The sequence below is a fragment of the Streptomyces sp. NPDC025806 genome (genome assembly GCF_055558275.1).
Genome location: NZ_JBVHMU010000001.1, coordinates 189,823 through 204,595 on the forward strand (window position 1 = coordinate 189,823; position 14,773 = coordinate 204,595).

Genomic DNA, 14,773 nt, shown 5'->3' on the forward strand with positions numbered 1-14,773 from the left:
TCCATGCTCCTGCTGAAACTGGCAGCGCGGGATCTGCTGCACCTGAATTCAAGACGCCGTATGGTGCCGCACCTCGCTGCCCGGTGGAAGCACTTTCTCAGCACCGATGTTTCGTTGAGTGAACGCTCAGCCTGGGCAGAGAGCCTGGTGCACCTTGCAGAGGATCTGGTCGCCGCAGATCGCGGGAACGTCGAGATGGTCGTCGAGTGTGCGGCGACGCTCGATGAGGTCGACCGAGCGGGGGATCCACGGCTCATCGACGTCGTCCTCGTGGGGCAGCATCCCGAAGAGAAGAACCTGTCGGTCCAGCTCGTCGAGCTGAAGCGTTGGTCGATGGTGACCCGCGTGGAACGAGCCACCGCGGAGTTGGTCCACGTCCCCGGGATGGGAGAGAAGAAGCATCCCGCACTGCAACTACGCGAGTATTACAAGGCGTTCACGGGCGTCCGGGGGCCACTGCACGGATTGGAGTTCGAGTGTGGCGGCTTCGCCTATCTGCACAACGCGACCGAGGCTTCTGTTCTCCCGCTGGTCGGCGTCGATGCGCCGACCGGTTCCTACGCCCGCGTCTACACCAACGACCGCCGTGACCAACTGTTGTCGGACCTGCGGAACACCTTCTCCGCCGATGCCGCCGATTCGGCGGCTGAGGTACTGCTACGGAGCATGGGGCTGCGTAACACTCCGCTGCTCGACGCCATGATCCGCTCCAGCGGGGAGGACACGGTCTTCACGCTGCGTGGTCGCCAGAAGAAGGTCGCAGACCAAATTCTCGACACGGCTGCGCAGGTGCTTCCCGACCCGGTGCAGCCGGCGCTCCTCCCCGATGGGAGACGGGTCGTCTTCCTGGTGACGGGCGGAGCAGGTACCGGCAAGAGCGCCATCGGCCTTCAACTCAAGGCTGAGCTGGAGGCCGGCGGTCGTACGGTCAAATACGCGAGCGGCAGCAGGGCATTCAATGGAGCCCTGCAGGAACATGTCGGTTACGGAGACAGGGAGTTCAAGGAGAGTTTCACCTACTTCAGTAGCTTCGTCACCCCGCCCGATCCGCCCCTTGACGTGCTGATCTGCGACGAGGCTCATCGCCTGCGCGAACGCTCCACCAATCGCTTCTGGAAGCCCGAGGATCAGGGCACCAAGCCACAGGTGGACGAACTCCTCGACGCATCCCGGTTGACTGTGTTCTTTCTCGACGAAGGGCAGTCCGTGCGCCCGCAAGAAGTCGGTAGCGTCGACCTCGTAAAAGATGCGGCACGGCGCTACGACGCCGAGCTTCTCGAATACCGCCTGCGGGAACAGTTCCGGTGTGGCGGCAGCGACGCCTACATCCGGTGGGTGCGCGGGGTCCTGGGGGTGTCAGGCGGAGAGCCGGAGCAGTGGACCCCGGACGGACTGATGCACGTCGAGGTCGTGGACAGTCCGGAAGAGCTGGAGCGAATCATCGGCTCCGAGGCCCGCGCCGGAGCGTCCGCGCGTATGGTCGCCGGATACTGCTGGCCCTGGACGAAGCCCAAGGGCAGGGAGAAGCGGCTCGAGCCCGACGTGCGGATCGGTGAGTGGCACCGGCCGTGGAACGCGGACAGTGAGTCATTCTGCGAGAACAAGACCGTCCCGCCCTCCAAGATCTGGTCCGTGCATGAGGACGGTCTCGGTCAGATCGGCTGTGTCTACACCGCACAGGGGCTGGAGTGGGATTGGTGCGGCGTGATCATGGGCGACGACATGGTGCGACGCGGCGATCGATGGGTGTTCCGTCGGGGCAAGGAGCGTGAGGACAAGGCTGCAGGCGTCAAGCGGGTCGCCGTTCCCGGATCTTTCGATCCCAAGGTGCGGTCGAAGAGTGTGGACGACGACGAGTTCGCTCGCCTCGTTCGGCACGCCTATCACGTACTGATGACCAGGGCGAGCCGAGCGACCGTGCTCTATTCCACGGACGAGGAGACCAGGGAGTATCTGAAAAGCGTCGTGGGCGAGACGGAGATCCACGGGCTGCGACCCACGTGGAAGAACCTCCCTGAGCAGGCGCGGCAGCCACACCTGCCTCGCCCGGCCCGAGGGCGGCGCCGCCGTAGGGTCCGACCGAAGAAGGGCACTCCGCCTGGTGAGCTGTTTCTCTTCTGAGGCGTCGGCCGGTCGATGGAGTGGCGGGCTCCCGGGCCCGCCACCTGCCGGTCAAAAGACCAGGCGCGCTACCACGGTGAGCATCGCCACCACCAGATTGGTGGTGACTCCTACCGTGACGTCGACCAGAATCTGACGAAGCCGGTCGCGACGTGCAAGCTTGTACTCAACGGGGTTCATCGGTTTCCACTCCTGAGCGTGAGCTGGGAATGGCAGGGATCGCCCTACCGGGCATCCGCAGTCACACCACGTGCTCGACGCGGTGGAGACCACTCGTCGCTCAATGCAGAGGAACGGCACCAGGAACACCGCCGACGTACCCTCCGGGAAGGTGCGCAGCTGTAACCACGTTAGTGCATCGCTCAGTTGAGGGGTTGGTGATGTGCGTGTCGAGTGCCGTCGGCTTCGGGATCGCCGAGTCCGAGTTCGATCACGAACGCCGTGGCCTGGAGGGGATCCGGGCGCAGCTGCCGGACGTTGACTCCTGGCGGGCCTGGTCGAACTTCACCTTCACCGCGAACACGGGGCACGTCCGTGAGGTGGATCTCTGGTCGTCGCCCCCGGTGGTGCCTGCATGATCGAGCTGAAGGACTGGCGCGGCTCGGTCACGTCCGAGAACGCACGTGGGTGCAGACCACGCCCGGTGGCCGCCGGTGGACGCACGGCAACCCCTTGCGCGTGGTCAGTCGCAAGGCCAAGGAGCTTGCCGGGCTGGTCGGTGATCAATGGCGCCCGCTCGTGTCCAGGAACGTCCTCTCCAGAGCGTGCCGCAGTCCCAGGCGCCCCCCTTCCTCGTGTGCCCGTGCGTACTCGGTGTCGCCGAGTGCTTCCCGGGACTGGCACAGGGCGCGTTCGCGATGGGCCGTCATGAGGGCGAAGCCGAAGAGGCGAGGGGCGCCCGACGGGTGCCAGACGCGGTCCGCGGCGCCCAGGACGAGGGCGGCGGCGCGGGCCTCGCCGTGGGAGGCGAGCACCCAGGCCAGGGTCTCGCTGATGAACGCCTGCCCCATGCGCTCGTCGATCTCGACGGTGTGCCGGAGCGCCCGATGGAGGAGTTCCCGCGCTATCGCCGGGCGCCCCGCCTCGCCGTGGTCGATGGCGAGGGCCCACAGGAGGTAGCAGCGGTGCCAGGTGTCGCCGCGCGCCTCGGACAGGGCGAGTGCCTGTTCCAGGAGGGCGGTGGAGCGGGCGTGGTCGCCCTGGATGACGGCGGTGAAGCCGAGTTGGGCGACGCACTGAGCGCGGGTCAGCAGGGCGTCCGACGTGTGGCTCTGGGACAGCGCGGCCCGTGCGTACCGCTCGGAGTTCGTCATGTCGCCGGTCACCAGCGCGGACAGGCCGCGCAGTTGGAGGAACGCGGCGGTGAGTTCGGTGGTGCTGGGGGAGTCGGGGGCCGTGGCCAGGGCCTGTTCGGCGCGGTGGATTGCGTCGTGAGTGCCCTCGTGGTCGCCGTGGAGCAGCAGGAGGAATCCGGCCACCCAGACCGCCCGGCACCAGATGAGGGTGCTCTCGGGGGACGGCGGCCGGGGGTGTCGTTCCAGGATCGCCCGCATCCAGCGTGCGCCCTCGCCGACGTGGGCCGACGTCAGGCAGTGCAGCCAGAATCCGAGGGTGGCGCGCAGTACGGTCTCGGCCGGTTCGCCGGGCGGGGGCGGTGACGCGATGATCTGGCGCAGGTTGGGGTGCTCGGGCCGTAATCGCCGCAGCAGAGCCGCCTGCCCGGACGAGCCGTAGCCGAGGCCCGCGCGGGCCGCGAGGCCGAGGTACCAGGCGCGGTGGCGGTGCACGGCGAGCGCGGCCCGGCCGCTCTCCTCAAGGCGTTCCCGCCCGTAGGCGCGAACGGTCTCGAGCATGTGCAGCCGGCTGTGACCGGCCGTCTCGACGCTGGTCAGCAGGGACTTGTCCACGAGCCCGGCGAGGGCTTCGAATGCCTCACCGGCCGCCTCGCCCGCCGCATCGGGCTCGCCGCACAGATGCTCGGCGTCGCTCAGCAGCACCCCGCCCGCGCACAGCGACAACCGCTGCCAGGCCATGCGCTCGGCCTCGGTGCACAGCTCGTAGCTCCAGTCGAAGAGCGCACGCAGCGCCTGATGCCGGGGGTGCGCCGAGCGGTCGCGGCCGCCGGGCCCCAGCAGTCGGAACTGGTGGTCGAGCCGCTCCAGGAGTTCGCCGAGGGACAGTGTGCGCAGGCGGCGTGCGGCGATCTCCAGCGCCAGCGGCAGGCCGTCCAGGCGGCGGCACACCCGGGCAAGGGTCTCCCGGTTCGCCTCCGTCACCCGGAATCCGGGGCAGGCGGCCTCGGCCCGGTCCGCGAAGAGGGCCATGGCAGGCGAGGGCGTGAAGGCGTCGCCCGGCGTCTCGGCCCCCTTCAGGCCCAGCGGCTGCACCCGGAGGACGTGCTCGGCGCCTATGTCGAGGGGCTGGCGGCTCGTCGCCAGGACGTGCAAGGCGGGCAGTCGTGTGAGCAGCGCGTGGACGGTACGGGCGCACCCGCTCAGCAGGTGCTCGCAGTTGTCGAGAAGGAGCAGCACGCGGCGGCCGTGCAGCGCACCGGCGAGCGCGGGCAGCGCATCCTCGTCGGCGCCCGCCTGCACCCCGACGGCGGAGGCGATCGCCTCCGCCACGGCGTCGTCGCCGCGCAGGTCGGCCAACTCGGCGCAGTAGGTGTTGTCCGCGAACCGCCCGGCCGTCTCGCGCAGGATCTCCCGGGCCAGTCGCGTCTTGCCCACCCCGCCGACCCCGACCAGCGTGACGAGCCGCCACTCGTCCAACAAGGCGCCACCCCTGGCCAGTTCCGCTTCCCGGCCCACGAAGCTCGTGGACTCCGCCGGAGCGAAGGAGGGCCGGCCGTCCCCGGGAGTGGAGTCCGGGGTGCCGTAGAGCAGACCCCACAACTCCGCGCGGCGGGCCTCCCACGGATGAGGGTCTCCCGCACAGGCGGTGACGTAGGCGTGGAGCACCTCGCGGGTCGGCAGCCGCTGCCCGGCGGCGGCCTGGGACAGGGTGCTGGCGGAGAAGTGGGCCGAGGCGGCCATCCGTGCGTAGGTGAGGCCGGCCTCCTCGCGCAGTGTGCGCAGGTCCAGGGCGAAGCGCTCCAAGGGACCCGCCTGCGGGTCGAGCGGCTGTTCCCGACGGCCCGGCCTGCCTGCCAACACCCACCACCGCCCCGGACGTTCAGGTTGATTCATTGATTATGGGCTCACGCGCCACATGGCGAACAACTCCCGCCGTCGCCGATCCTTCTGGACCTGACCGGCCGACGGAGAGCAGGAGGTGCTCGTCATGCAGGAGCAAGGACGTGCGGTGGGGGATCCGCCGCACGTCAACCATGGTGTGGTGGCCCAGGGCGGTGGAACCGGCGGGCTTCCGCCGATGCCCACGCAGCCGCCCGGATCGGCCCTGGACATCAAACTCGGAGTGAGCAGACGGCTGTTGTGGGTTGACGGCGCCGTCTACCCGCTCCAGAACGTCGTCCGGATCTACGCCACCACCCTTCAGCCCCGTAAGCGCGAGGCGGCCCGGCGGTTCATGTCCGTGGCGGTCCCGACGCTCGTCTTCGGCTTCCTCCCGGCGATGCTCCTCGAGGGGCCGGGCCCGCTCCCCGTGATGGGGGTGCTGATCTACGTGGTGCTCGGCTTCTTCGTGGTGCGGGAGGTGGCCACGTTCCAACGGGTGTTCAGCGCCCCGCCGCTGCACGTGCTGGCCGTCGACACCTCCGGCATGTCGACCGCGCTGGTCACGAGTCCGCACCGCGCGCACCTGGACCAACTGGTCGGGCGCATCTCGCACTCGCTGGAGAATCCCGGCGCCGACTTCCAGGTGACGGTGGAGAAAATGGCACTCAACCCACGGCATTACCACATCGGGGACAATGTGAACATGTACGGCGGAACCGGAAACGTGGGGGTCGCAAAGTGACGGCGGGAGACTCGTACCACTACGGCGACGCGGTCAGCATCCACGGCGGGAGCGGCCACGTCGGCATCGACAAGCGGGTCACCGCGAGCCCTCAGGAACTCTCCCCCGAGGCGCAGGTCGCGCTCGCCGAACTGATCACCCTGGTCCGGGAACTACGGCTCCACGTACCGACCGCCACCGGTCACACGCTCGACGCCGCGCTGCCGGACGTGGAACCCACCGGCGCCGTCGAACCCCCGTCCCGGCTCTCCGCGCTCCACGCCATCGCCGGCGTCGCCGCCACCGTCGGAACGCTGGGGCAGCCCGTGCTCGCCGCGGTCAATGGAATCCTGGCGCTGCTCCCCGCCGGGGGCTGACCCTCACCGGGAGTCGACCAGCCCCGGGATGTGCTGTCGGGCCGCCGCCGCGAAGTCGTAGATCGCGGAGCGGGAGGCGTCGCGGGCCGGGGCCAGGGCGTCGCGGTCGTCCGTCTCGCGGATCAGGTCGATCGCGCGCAGCGCCTGCCGGCCCTTCGCGTCCAGCACGGGCGACGGCGTCAGCATCTCGGCGCGGAACATCGCCTCCAGGGCCGCCGCCCGCAGACGTTGGGCCTCGCGTTGCAGGTCGTGGATGGATTCGCCGTCGGTCAGGCGGCCTGCGTGCTTCGCGAACCAGTAATCCATCTGCCCCCGGCGGAAGTTCGCGAGGGCGCCCGCGAACGCGCTGTAGGCGTCGATCCGTTCCTGGCGCAGCCGCTCCCCGCGCGTGAACTGCTCGGCGCGCAGCGCGGTGCGCCGCTGGAGCACGTACGTCAGAGAGGAGCCGAGCAGCGTTCCGAGGATCGCGACGAGGCTGGTGGCGACTACTTCCATGGCGTCAGCGAAGCACGGCCGGGCCGTGATCGTCCACGGGGCGGGAGACGGCGTGGGGAAGCCGTCAGATCAGTGGGGGACGGCCCAGGCGGGTCATGTGCCATACCGTGCGCCATCGCATCGGCTTCCGTTCGCCCGCCGAGGTGCGGACGCCCTCCACGAAGCCCGCCGCCCAGGCGCGCAGGCCGCCGAGGGAGCGGGTGCGGGCCAGGGTGAGGAGGGTCCAGGTCGTCAGGTAGAGGGGGATGAGGGGGAGGGGGAGGCGGCGGCGGGCCAGCCAGACGCGGTTGCGGGCCGTCATGCGGTGGTAGACGGCGTGGCGGGCGGGGGAGGTCTTCGGGTGCTGGAGGAGGAGGGAGGGTTCGTAGAGGACCTTCCAGTTCGCGTCCAGGGCGCGCCAGGCCAGGTCCGTCTCCTCGTGCGTGAAGAAGAAGTCGGCGGGCCAGTCGCCCGTCTCGGCGAGCATGTCCATCGAGAAGGCGTGGCCGCCGCCGAGGAACGACGTGACGAGGCCGCGGCGCATCGGGTCCTTCGCGCGCAGCCGCGGCACGTGCCGGCGCTGCGTCTCCCCGTGCTCGTCGGCGATCCGGAAACCGACGATGCCCAGGCGCGGGTCGGACGCGTACAGCTTCTGGATCGTGCCGAACACGTCGGCGTCGACGAGGAGACCGTCGTCGTCCAGCTCGACGGCCACGTCCACGTCGCCGAACGCGCGCAGCCGGGCCAGGGCGACGTTGCGGCCGCCGGGGCAGCCCAGGTTGTCGTCCAGCTCGACCGTCGTGACCTCGAAGGGGTACGTGTCGTAGGCGGGCAGCACCGTGCCGTTGCCGATCAGGACGACGCGCGTCGGGGCGACGCCCTGCTTGGCGACCGAGTCGAGGAGGGCGGCCACGTCGTCGGGGCGGTTGCCCATCGTGATGATGGCCACGCCCAGGCGGGGCTGTTCGGTCGTGCGGCGCCTGTCAGTCATGGCGGCGATGGTAGTCGTTCACCTGGTTCACCTCGTGGCCGCCTCGACGGCGGCCGACGAGGCCCGTCCCCCGGACGCGTCAGGCGCGTCAGACCTTTTCCAGCGGCTTGTGCGGGCCCTGCGGCAGCTCCACGCGGATCGTGTCGCCGGGGCGCACGACGCCGCCCTCGCGGACCACGCTCATGATCCCCGCCTTGCGGACCACGGCGCCCGTCTCCTCGTCCCGCCCGACGCACTGCTTGAGCAGCCCGTCCTGGAACGTGTCGATCTGCACGCACGGATTGCGCAGCCCCGTGACCTCGATCACCGCGCCGCCGTCCCCCAGGTGCAGCAGCGTCCCCGTCGGCAGGGCCAGCAGGTCCAGGCCGCGCGTCGTCACGTTCTCCCCGAGGTCGCCGGGACGGACCGCGAAGCCCTCGCCCGCGACCTCCGCGAACAGCTCCTCGTGCATCAGATGGACCTGCCGCAGATTCGGCTGCGTCGGGTCCTGGCGCACCCGGGAACGGTGCTTGACCGTGACCCCCGCGTGCACGTCACCCTCGACCCCGAGCCCGGCGAGCAGCGTGATGCTGTCCCGGTTCGGTTTGGTGAAGGAGTACGTGCCGTTGCTGCTGACCGCCGTGACGAGCCCTGTAGCCGTCTGGGTCCCCTGCGTCTCGTGGGTTTCCTGCATGATCTGCCCCCTGTGTCTCGTGATCCGGGGACACCCTAGCCAGGGGGTGCGCGCCGCCGGTCAGGCGCCGCCCAGCGAGCGTTCGGCGACGCCCGCGACATGGGCGGAGAGCCTCGCGCGCGGGTCGGGGGTGAGGGTGCTCAGGGCGACCAGGGCCGTCACGACGACGTCGCACAGTTCCGACTCGACGTCCTGCCAGGAGTGGCTGAGGCCCTTGCGCGGGTTCTGGCCGATCGCCCCGATGACCGCCTCGGAGACCTCGCCGACCTCCTCCGACAGCTTCAGCATGCGCAGCAACAGGGCTTCCCGGGGCGGCTGTTCGCTGTTCTCGTCGAGCCAGGCGCACAGCCGGCCGATGGTCGCCCACAGTTCGTCGTCCTTCATGGGACGAGGGTAGGCGGGCCGGGGCGGGTCACTCCTCGCCGGTCTCGCCCTCCGCCGGCTCGGCCACCCGCTTGTTGCGCGAGCCGACCACCGCGAGCGCCGCCGCCCCGGCCCCGACGAGCGCCGCCGGCACCATCCAGGGCCGGTCGAGGACGCCCGCGAAGGCGCGGTCGAGGGAGTAGCGGCCCGGTCCGGTCACGGCGAGGCCCGCCGCGACGAAGCCGAGGAAGGCGGGGTACTCGTAGCCGCCGCCCATCGCGAAGAACCCGTTCGGCGCGTGCACCGCGGCGGCGCCCGCCATGGTCCCGGCCGCGGCGGCGCCGGCCACCGGAGTCGCGAGGCCCAGGGCGAGCAGGGCGCCGCCGCCCGCCTCGCCGAGCCCGGCCGCGAGCGCGCTGGCCTTCGGCGGGCTGTAGCCCATGGACTCCATCGCGGCGGCCGTGCCGGACAGGCCACCACCGCCGAACCAGCCGAGCAGCTTCTGGGCGCCGTGCGCGGCGAGGACCCCGCCGGTGCCCAGGCGCAGCGCGAGCAGGCCCAGGTCGACGCGGTTCGAACGGGGGGCGCAGGACGTACGGAATCGTGTGCAGGTCATGTCTCCACCGTCCGGCAGCGGAGGGCGTCGCACCACGCGTACGGGGCCCGTTCGGGTGGCGGGCCGGGTGGCGGGGCCCGGGGGCCGGTGCCAGCCTGGGCCCATGCCCATCCAGACAGCCAAGCTCAGCGACCCCGCGGTCCGTGCCTTCGTCACGGCGCTCAACTCCCACGACCGGGACGCCTTCCGCGACGCGCTCGCGCCCGGCGCGACCATGGCCGACGACGGCAGCGAGCGGGATCTCGAGGACTGGACGTCCCGCGAGATCTTCGACTCCCACGGCCACATGGAGATCGAGAAGGAGACCGCGGGCGGCCGCGGTCTCGTCGCCCGGTACCGCAACGACACGTGGGGCGAGATGCGGACCGCGTGGCGGTTCGACGTCGACGGCGGGAAGGTCACCCGGTTCGAGACCGGTCAGGCCTGAGGCCGCGTCCCCGCGTCCCCGCGTCCCCGCGTCCCCGCGTCCCCCGCGGGGCGGGGGTCAGGGGATCGGGACCGCCGTTCCGCTCACCCGGACGCGGGGGTCGCCCGCGCGCAGCGTCACCGTGAGCTCGCCCGGGCGGCCCATGTCCGCGCCCTGGTGCAGGGTCAGCACGGCCTCGTCCGGCACCAGACGGAGCTCGCGCGCGTACGCGCCGAACGCGGCGGCGGCGGCGCCCGTCGCCGGGTCCTCGACGACTCCGCCCACCGGGAACGGGTCCCGTACGTGGTACGTGAACTCCGCTTCCCGCCACACGAGTTGTACGGTCGTCAGGTCCAGGCGGTGCATCAGCGCCGCGAGCCGGTCGAAGTCGTAGGCGAGGTCGGCGAGCCGCTCGCGGGTGGCCGCGGCGAGGATCAGGTGGCGGGCGCCGGCGTAGGCGATCCGGGGCGGGAGCGCCGGGTCCAGGTCGGCGGCCGGCCAGTCGAGCGCGGCGAGTGCCTCGGTCAGATCGGCGGGGGCGACGTCCTCGGTGTGCGGGGCGACGCTGGTCAGGGTGGCGCGCAGGGATCCGCCGTCCTCGTGGACGCTCACGGGGACCTCGCCGGCCCGGGTGTGGAAGAGGTAGTCGCCGGTGCCGTGGCGCTCCGCGAGGGCGACCGCCGTGGCCACCGTCGCGTGGCCGCAGAACGGGACCTCGGCGCGGGGGCTGAAGTAGCGGACGGTGTGGCCCGCGCCCGCTTCCGCCGGGGTCACGAAGGCGGACTCGCTGTAGTTCAGGTCGGCGGCGATCTTCAGCATGTCGTCGTCGCTCAGCGCGGTGGCGTCGAGGACGACGCCGGCGGGGTTGCCTCCGGCGGGGGTGGTGGCGAAGGCGGTGTAGCGCAGCACGTCTGTCATGCCGCGCATTCTCTCTCGGACCCGGGCGTTGGTTCCGGCGATTTTCGGAGCGGGGGCCCCTGGGGGTGCGCCGTTGGCGGTTGCGGGAGTCGTCGCCGGGTGCGGGGCGGTGGGGCTTCTCGCGCAGTTCCCCGCGCCCCTGGGATGCGCACTTCGTGCGCCATCCCAGGGGGCGCGCCCCCGCCGGTAGGCGTTGGGTCAGCCGCGGCCGACGTAGGGCATGTTCGTGGCCAGGATCGTGGCTGACTGGATGTTCGCGTCGAGGGGGAGTTCGGCCATGTGGCGGACCGTGCGGGCGACGTCCGTCACGTCCATCACGGGCTCCGCGGCCAGTGTCCCGTTCGCCTGCAGGATCCCGCTCTGCATGCGCTCGGTCATGTCCGTCGCCGCGTTGCCGATGTCGATCTGGCCGACGGCGATCCGGTACGGGCGGCCGTCCAGGGACAGGGACTTCGTCAGGCCCGTCAGCGCGTGCTTCGTCGTCGTGTACGCGACCGAGTGCGGCCGGGGCGCGTGCGCGGAGATGGAGCCGTTGTTGATGATCCGGCCGCCCTGCGGGTCCTGCTCCTTCATCTGCCGGAACGCCGCCTGCGCGCACAGGAACGCCCCGTTGAGGTTCGTGTCGACGACGTGCCGCCAGGCGGCGTAGTCGAGGTCCTCCACCGGTACGCCGCCGGGCCCGAAGGTCCCCGCGTTGTTGAAGAGCAGATCGAGCCGCCCGAAGCGCTCCCGCACGGCGGTGAAGAGCGCGGCCACGGCGCCGGGGTCCGAGACGTCGGTGCGGACCGCGAGGGACTCGGTGCCGGGCGCGAGCCCCGCCGTCTCCTCCAGGGTCTCCACGCGCCGGCCCGCGAGGGCCACCCGCCAGCCGCCGCGCAGCAGTTCCAGGGCGACGGCCCGGCCGATGCCGGACCCGGCTCCGGTGACGACGGCGGTGCGCGGCGCGGTGGGGTGCGAAACGTTCATGGGGCCGCAGCGTACGGGGCGTACCGCCACGTGGACATCACCCATCCGACATGTGGCTGTCGTGTCCGCGACAGTGCGGCTTCGTCCCGGCTTAGTCCCCGGCCACTCCAATCTCCCTTGACGCCGGCGCCGGCCGGCCGCCAGGGGAGGGCACATGTCGTACGAAGGCTCACACGCACTGCAGTACACCCGGGAACTCCGCGCCGCGGCCCGCCACTTGGGCCGCCGCCGCTTCCTCACCGTCACCGGCGCCGCCGCCGCGCTCGCCTTCGCCGTGAACCTGCCGGCCGCCGGCGCCGCGGCCGCCGCCGAACTCGACGCCCGCGCCATCACCGACAACCCGTTCACCCTCGGCGTGGCGTCCGGCGACCCGCTCCCGGACTCCGTGCTCCTGTGGACCCGGCTCGCCCCCGCCCCGTACGAACCCGGCGGCGGGCTGCCCGCCGAGCGCGTCGAGGTCCGCTGGGAACTCGCCCACGACGAGCGGTTCCGCCAGGTCGTGCGGCGCGGCACCGCCACCGCGCACCCCGAGTTCGACCACGCCGTGCACGTCGAGATCGAGCACCTCGCGCCCGGCCGCGTCTACTACTACCGCTTCCGCGCCGGCGACTGGACGAGCGAGACCGGCCGCACCCGCACCGCCCCCGCCGCGTCGAGCCGCACCGCCGCGCTGACCCTCGCCGCCGTCTCCTGCCAGGCGTACCACGACGGCTACTTCACCGCGTACCGTCACCTCGCCCAGGACGACGTCGACGTCGTGTTCCACCTCGGCGACTACCTCTACGAGTACGCCGTGAACTCCGCGGGCGGCGCCCGCAAGTACACCGACCGCGTCCTGCCCGCCGTCTTCAACCGCGAGACGATGACGCTGGAGGACTACCGACTGCGGTACGCCCTCTACAAGTCCGACCCCGACCTGCGGGCCGCGCACGCCGCCCACCCGTTCGTCGTCACCTGGGACGACCACGAGACCGAGAACAACTACGCGGGCGACACCCCCGAGAACAACGTGCCGCCCGAGGAGTTCCTGCTGCGCCGCGCCTCCGCGTACCGCGCCTACTGGGAGAACCAGCCGCTGCGCCGCCCCCAGCGCCCCGACGGCCCCGACATGCGGCTCTACCGGCGCCTGCACTGGGGCCGGCTCGCCCAGTTCGACATCCTCGACACCCGCCAGTACCGCACCGACCAGGCCAACGGAGACGGCTGGAAGTCCCCGACGCCCGAGTCCGAGGCCGCCTCCCAGACCCTGCCGGGCCTCACCCAGGAGCGCTGGCTCACCGACGGCTGGCGCCGCTCCCGCGCCCTGTGGAACATCGTGCCCCAGCAGGTCACCTTCGCCCGCCGCAACAACCCCGCCGCCGGCAACACCACGCTCTCCATGGACTCCTGGGACGGCTACCCCGCCTCGCGCGAGCGGGTCCTCGCCGGGGCGGAGGCGGCCCGCGTCGAGAACCTCATGGTGCTCACCGGTGACGTGCATGTCTCGTACGCGATGGACATTCACCGGGACGCGAACGACGCCGGGTCGCGGACCGTCGGTACGGAGATCGTGACCACGTCGATCACGAGCGGGAAGGACGGGGCGGCGCGGCCGGCGAACTGGGCGGGCTATCTGGAGCGGAACCCGCACATGAAGCACTACGGGGGGCAGCGGGGGTATGCGACGGTCGCCCTGGGCGAGCGGGAGGCTCGGGCCGACTTCAAGGTGGTCTCGGCGGTGACCGTCCCGGGGGCGCCGGTCTCGACCGCGGCCTCCTTCATCGTGCCGGTCGGAAATCCGGGCCTGCACCCGGCGTAGGTGTCGCGTCTGCCGGGTCGTGGTCCGTCGCCGACCGCGGCCCGGTGGGGCTTCTCGCGCAGTTCCCACTCACGCGCACCCGGCGACGCAACCGATCACGCCTCCCCCGGATACCGCACCCCGATCGCCGAGCGCACAGCGTCCAGCGTGCGCATCACCCCCAGCGACCCGTCCAGAGGAACCAGCGGCGATTCGACCGACCCGCCCCGAAGACACCGCATGACCTCGACCGCCTCGTGCCGCATCGAATCCCGCGGCCCGTCCTCCGCCGCCGCCACGAACTCCTCCGGTTCCCGCCCGTCCCGGTGCAGCACGAAGCGGTCCGGGTAGAAGAAGCCGCCCGGTACGTCGATCCGCCCCGCGGAACCCGTCACCGAAGCCGTCACCCCCGTACCGGAGTTGACCGCGCAGTGCAGCAGCGCCTGCGCCCCGCCGGACCAGGACAGCAGCATCCCGGTCTGCAGGTCGACGCCCTCGGGGGAGAGCTGGGCCCGCGCCGTCACCGACTCCGGCTCGCCGAGCAGCAGATGCGCGAACGACACCGGATACACGCCGAGATCGAGGGTCGCGCCCCCGCCCTGCGCGGGGTCCCGCAGTCGGTGCGAGGGAGGGAAGGGACCGGCGAGCCCGAAGTCGGCCTGGACCGTGCGGACTTCACCGATCACACCGTCGTCGACGAGGGCCTTCAGGCGCCGGATCAGCGGATGGCAGTACATCCACATGGCCTCCATCAGGAACAGCCCCCGCGACCGGGCGAGCGCGACGAGCTCCTCGGCCTCCCGCGCGTTCAGGGTGAACGCCTTCTCGCAGAGCACCGCGCGCCCCGCCTCCAGGCAGAGCCCGGCCGCCTCGCGGTGCGCGGAGTGCGGCGTGGCCACGTACACCACGTCGACGTCCTCGTCCGCGGCGAGCGCGGCCCAGTCGCCGTACGCCCGGTCGATCCCGAAGCGTTCGGCGAAGGTCTTCGCGCCGGCCTCGGTGCGTGACGCGACCGCCACGACCTCCGCGTCCGGCAGATCCAGCAGCTCCGCCGTGAACTGCTGCGCGATGCCGCCCGTCGCGAGGATCCCCCAGCGCACGCGTTCCCCAGCCATCCCAGCCCCACCCCGGTTCCCGGTCCCGACCACTCCGCCGAGCTGAGAGCATAGGTAATCGCACGCACGACCGGGAGAG

15 protein-coding genes and 1 pseudogene are annotated in these 14,773 nt (G+C 71.5%); 6 read left to right on the forward strand and 10 right to left on the reverse strand.

What is annotated here, in order from left to right; translation table 11 throughout:
- Positions 1–3 precede the first annotated feature (3 nt).
- The gene (locus ACZ4E1_RS00865; protein ID WP_467535382.1) at positions 4–2,121 is read left to right on the forward strand and encodes a DUF2075 domain-containing protein; all 2,118 of its coding nucleotides are present in this window, start codon (positions 4–6) and stop codon (positions 2,119–2,121) included.
- A 51-nt stretch (positions 2,122–2,172) separates the two neighbouring features.
- On the opposite strand, the gene ACZ4E1_RS00870 is transcribed toward ACZ4E1_RS00865, so the two are convergent.
- Positions 2,173–2,301: a DUF6408 family protein gene (locus ACZ4E1_RS00870; RefSeq protein ID WP_467534566.1), complete on the reverse strand. Its 129-nt coding sequence runs from the start codon at positions 2,299–2,301 to the stop codon at positions 2,173–2,175.
- Positions 2,302–2,501: 200 nt separating this feature from the next.
- On the opposite strand from ACZ4E1_RS00870, the pseudogene ACZ4E1_RS00875 reads away from it, so the two are divergent.
- Positions 2,502–2,838: pseudogene (locus ACZ4E1_RS00875) on the forward strand (nuclease-related domain-containing protein); the annotation flags it as partial.
- Between the two features lie 5 nt (positions 2,839–2,843).
- Here the strand turns inward: ACZ4E1_RS00875 and ACZ4E1_RS00880 are convergent.
- A complete protein-coding gene (locus ACZ4E1_RS00880; RefSeq protein ID WP_467534568.1) occupies positions 2,844–5,219 on the reverse strand; it encodes an ATP-binding protein in 2,376 nt (791 codons plus the stop codon).
- Positions 5,220–5,403: 184 nt separating this feature from the next.
- Between ACZ4E1_RS00880 and ACZ4E1_RS00885 the strand changes: the two genes are divergently transcribed.
- Together ACZ4E1_RS00885 and ACZ4E1_RS00890 are read left to right on the forward strand one after the other, a co-directional pair.
- Positions 5,404–6,039 (forward strand): DUF6232 family protein, encoded by a 636-nt coding sequence (locus tag ACZ4E1_RS00885; protein ID WP_467534569.1) that lies wholly within the window; start codon positions 5,404–5,406, stop codon positions 6,037–6,039.
- Positions 6,036–6,395 (forward strand): hypothetical protein, encoded by a 360-nt coding sequence (locus ACZ4E1_RS00890; protein ID WP_467534570.1) that lies wholly within the window; start codon positions 6,036–6,038, stop codon positions 6,393–6,395. The genes ACZ4E1_RS00885 and ACZ4E1_RS00890 overlap by 4 nt, the downstream gene beginning before the upstream one ends.
- A 3-nt stretch (positions 6,396–6,398) precedes the next feature.
- Here ACZ4E1_RS00890 and ACZ4E1_RS00895 read toward each other — a convergent pair whose 3' ends face one another.
- The 5 genes from ACZ4E1_RS00895 to ACZ4E1_RS00915 all read right to left on the reverse strand — a co-directional run bounded on the left by ACZ4E1_RS00895 (position 6,399) and on the right by ACZ4E1_RS00915 (position 9,512).
- Positions 6,399–6,890 (reverse strand): hypothetical protein, encoded by a 492-nt coding sequence (locus ACZ4E1_RS00895; RefSeq protein WP_467534571.1) that lies wholly within the window; start codon positions 6,888–6,890, stop codon positions 6,399–6,401.
- Positions 6,891–6,954: 64 nt separating this feature from the next.
- Positions 6,955–7,860 (reverse strand): glycosyltransferase family 2 protein, encoded by a 906-nt coding sequence (locus ACZ4E1_RS00900; RefSeq protein ID WP_467534573.1) that lies wholly within the window; start codon positions 7,858–7,860, stop codon positions 6,955–6,957.
- An 88-nt stretch (positions 7,861–7,948) separates the two neighbouring features.
- Positions 7,949–8,533, reverse strand: coding sequence for an MOSC domain-containing protein (locus ACZ4E1_RS00905; protein WP_467534574.1), 585 nt, complete (start codon positions 8,531–8,533; stop codon positions 7,949–7,951).
- A 60-nt stretch (positions 8,534–8,593) separates the two neighbouring features.
- Positions 8,594–8,917, reverse strand: coding sequence for a MazG-like family protein (locus tag ACZ4E1_RS00910; RefSeq protein WP_467534575.1), 324 nt, complete (start codon positions 8,915–8,917; stop codon positions 8,594–8,596).
- A 28-nt stretch (positions 8,918–8,945) separates the two neighbouring features.
- Positions 8,946–9,512: a DoxX family protein gene (locus ACZ4E1_RS00915; protein WP_467534577.1), complete on the reverse strand. Its 567-nt coding sequence runs from the start codon at positions 9,510–9,512 to the stop codon at positions 8,946–8,948.
- Positions 9,513–9,615: 103 nt separating this feature from the next.
- On the opposite strand from ACZ4E1_RS00915, the gene ACZ4E1_RS00920 reads away from it, so the two are divergent.
- The gene (locus ACZ4E1_RS00920; RefSeq protein ID WP_467534579.1) at positions 9,616–9,939 is read left to right on the forward strand and encodes a nuclear transport factor 2 family protein; all 324 of its coding nucleotides are present in this window, start codon (positions 9,616–9,618) and stop codon (positions 9,937–9,939) included.
- Between the two features lie 57 nt (positions 9,940–9,996).
- Here the strand turns inward: ACZ4E1_RS00920 and ACZ4E1_RS00925 are convergent, their stop codons facing one another.
- Entirely contained in the window at positions 9,997–10,836 is an 840-nt protein-coding gene (locus ACZ4E1_RS00925; protein ID WP_467534580.1) for a PhzF family phenazine biosynthesis protein, read from the reverse strand.
- A 198-nt stretch (positions 10,837–11,034) separates the two neighbouring features.
- On the reverse strand, positions 11,035–11,802 hold the full coding sequence (locus ACZ4E1_RS00930; protein ID WP_467534582.1) for an SDR family oxidoreductase: 768 nt from the start codon (positions 11,800–11,802) through the stop codon (positions 11,035–11,037).
- A 154-nt stretch (positions 11,803–11,956) separates the two neighbouring features.
- Between ACZ4E1_RS00930 and ACZ4E1_RS00935 the strand changes: the two genes are divergently transcribed.
- On the forward strand, positions 11,957–13,600 hold the full coding sequence (locus ACZ4E1_RS00935) for an alkaline phosphatase D family protein (protein WP_467534584.1): 1,644 nt from the start codon (positions 11,957–11,959) through the stop codon (positions 13,598–13,600).
- A 95-nt stretch (positions 13,601–13,695) separates the two neighbouring features.
- On the opposite strand, the gene ACZ4E1_RS00940 is transcribed toward ACZ4E1_RS00935, so the two are convergent.
- A complete protein-coding gene (locus ACZ4E1_RS00940; protein WP_467534586.1) occupies positions 13,696–14,694 on the reverse strand; it encodes a Gfo/Idh/MocA family protein in 999 nt (332 codons plus the stop codon).
- Between the last annotated feature and the right edge of the window lie 79 nt (positions 14,695–14,773).

Coding starts and splice junctions, on each gene's coding strand:
- ACZ4E1_RS00865 (WP_467535382.1), top strand. CDS start 4: ATGCTCCTGCTGAAACTGGCAGCGCGGGATCTGCTGCACCTGAATTCA.
- ACZ4E1_RS00870 (WP_467534566.1), bottom strand. CDS start 2,301: ATGAACCCCGTTGAGTACAAGCTTGCACGTCGCGACCGGCTTCGTCAG.
- ACZ4E1_RS00885 (WP_467534569.1), top strand. CDS start 5,404: ATGCAGGAGCAAGGACGTGCGGTGGGGGATCCGCCGCACGTCAACCAT.
- ACZ4E1_RS00895 (WP_467534571.1), bottom strand. CDS start 6,890: ATGGAAGTAGTCGCCACCAGCCTCGTCGCGATCCTCGGAACGCTGCTC.
- ACZ4E1_RS00900 (WP_467534573.1), bottom strand. CDS start 7,860: ATGACTGACAGGCGCCGCACGACCGAACAGCCCCGCCTGGGCGTGGCC.
- ACZ4E1_RS00905 (WP_467534574.1), bottom strand. CDS start 8,533: ATGCAGGAAACCCACGAGACGCAGGGGACCCAGACGGCTACAGGGCTC.
- ACZ4E1_RS00910 (WP_467534575.1), bottom strand. CDS start 8,917: ATGAAGGACGACGAACTGTGGGCGACCATCGGCCGGCTGTGCGCCTGG.
- ACZ4E1_RS00915 (WP_467534577.1), bottom strand. CDS start 9,512: ATGACCTGCACACGATTCCGTACGTCCTGCGCCCCCCGTTCGAACCGC.
- ACZ4E1_RS00920 (WP_467534579.1), top strand. CDS start 9,616: ATGCCCATCCAGACAGCCAAGCTCAGCGACCCCGCGGTCCGTGCCTTC.
- ACZ4E1_RS00925 (WP_467534580.1), bottom strand. CDS start 10,836: ATGACAGACGTGCTGCGCTACACCGCCTTCGCCACCACCCCCGCCGGA.
- ACZ4E1_RS00930 (WP_467534582.1), bottom strand. CDS start 11,802: ATGAACGTTTCGCACCCCACCGCGCCGCGCACCGCCGTCGTCACCGGA.
- ACZ4E1_RS00935 (WP_467534584.1), top strand. CDS start 11,957: ATGTCGTACGAAGGCTCACACGCACTGCAGTACACCCGGGAACTCCGC.
- ACZ4E1_RS00940 (WP_467534586.1), bottom strand. CDS start 14,694: ATGGCTGGGGAACGCGTGCGCTGGGGGATCCTCGCGACGGGCGGCATC.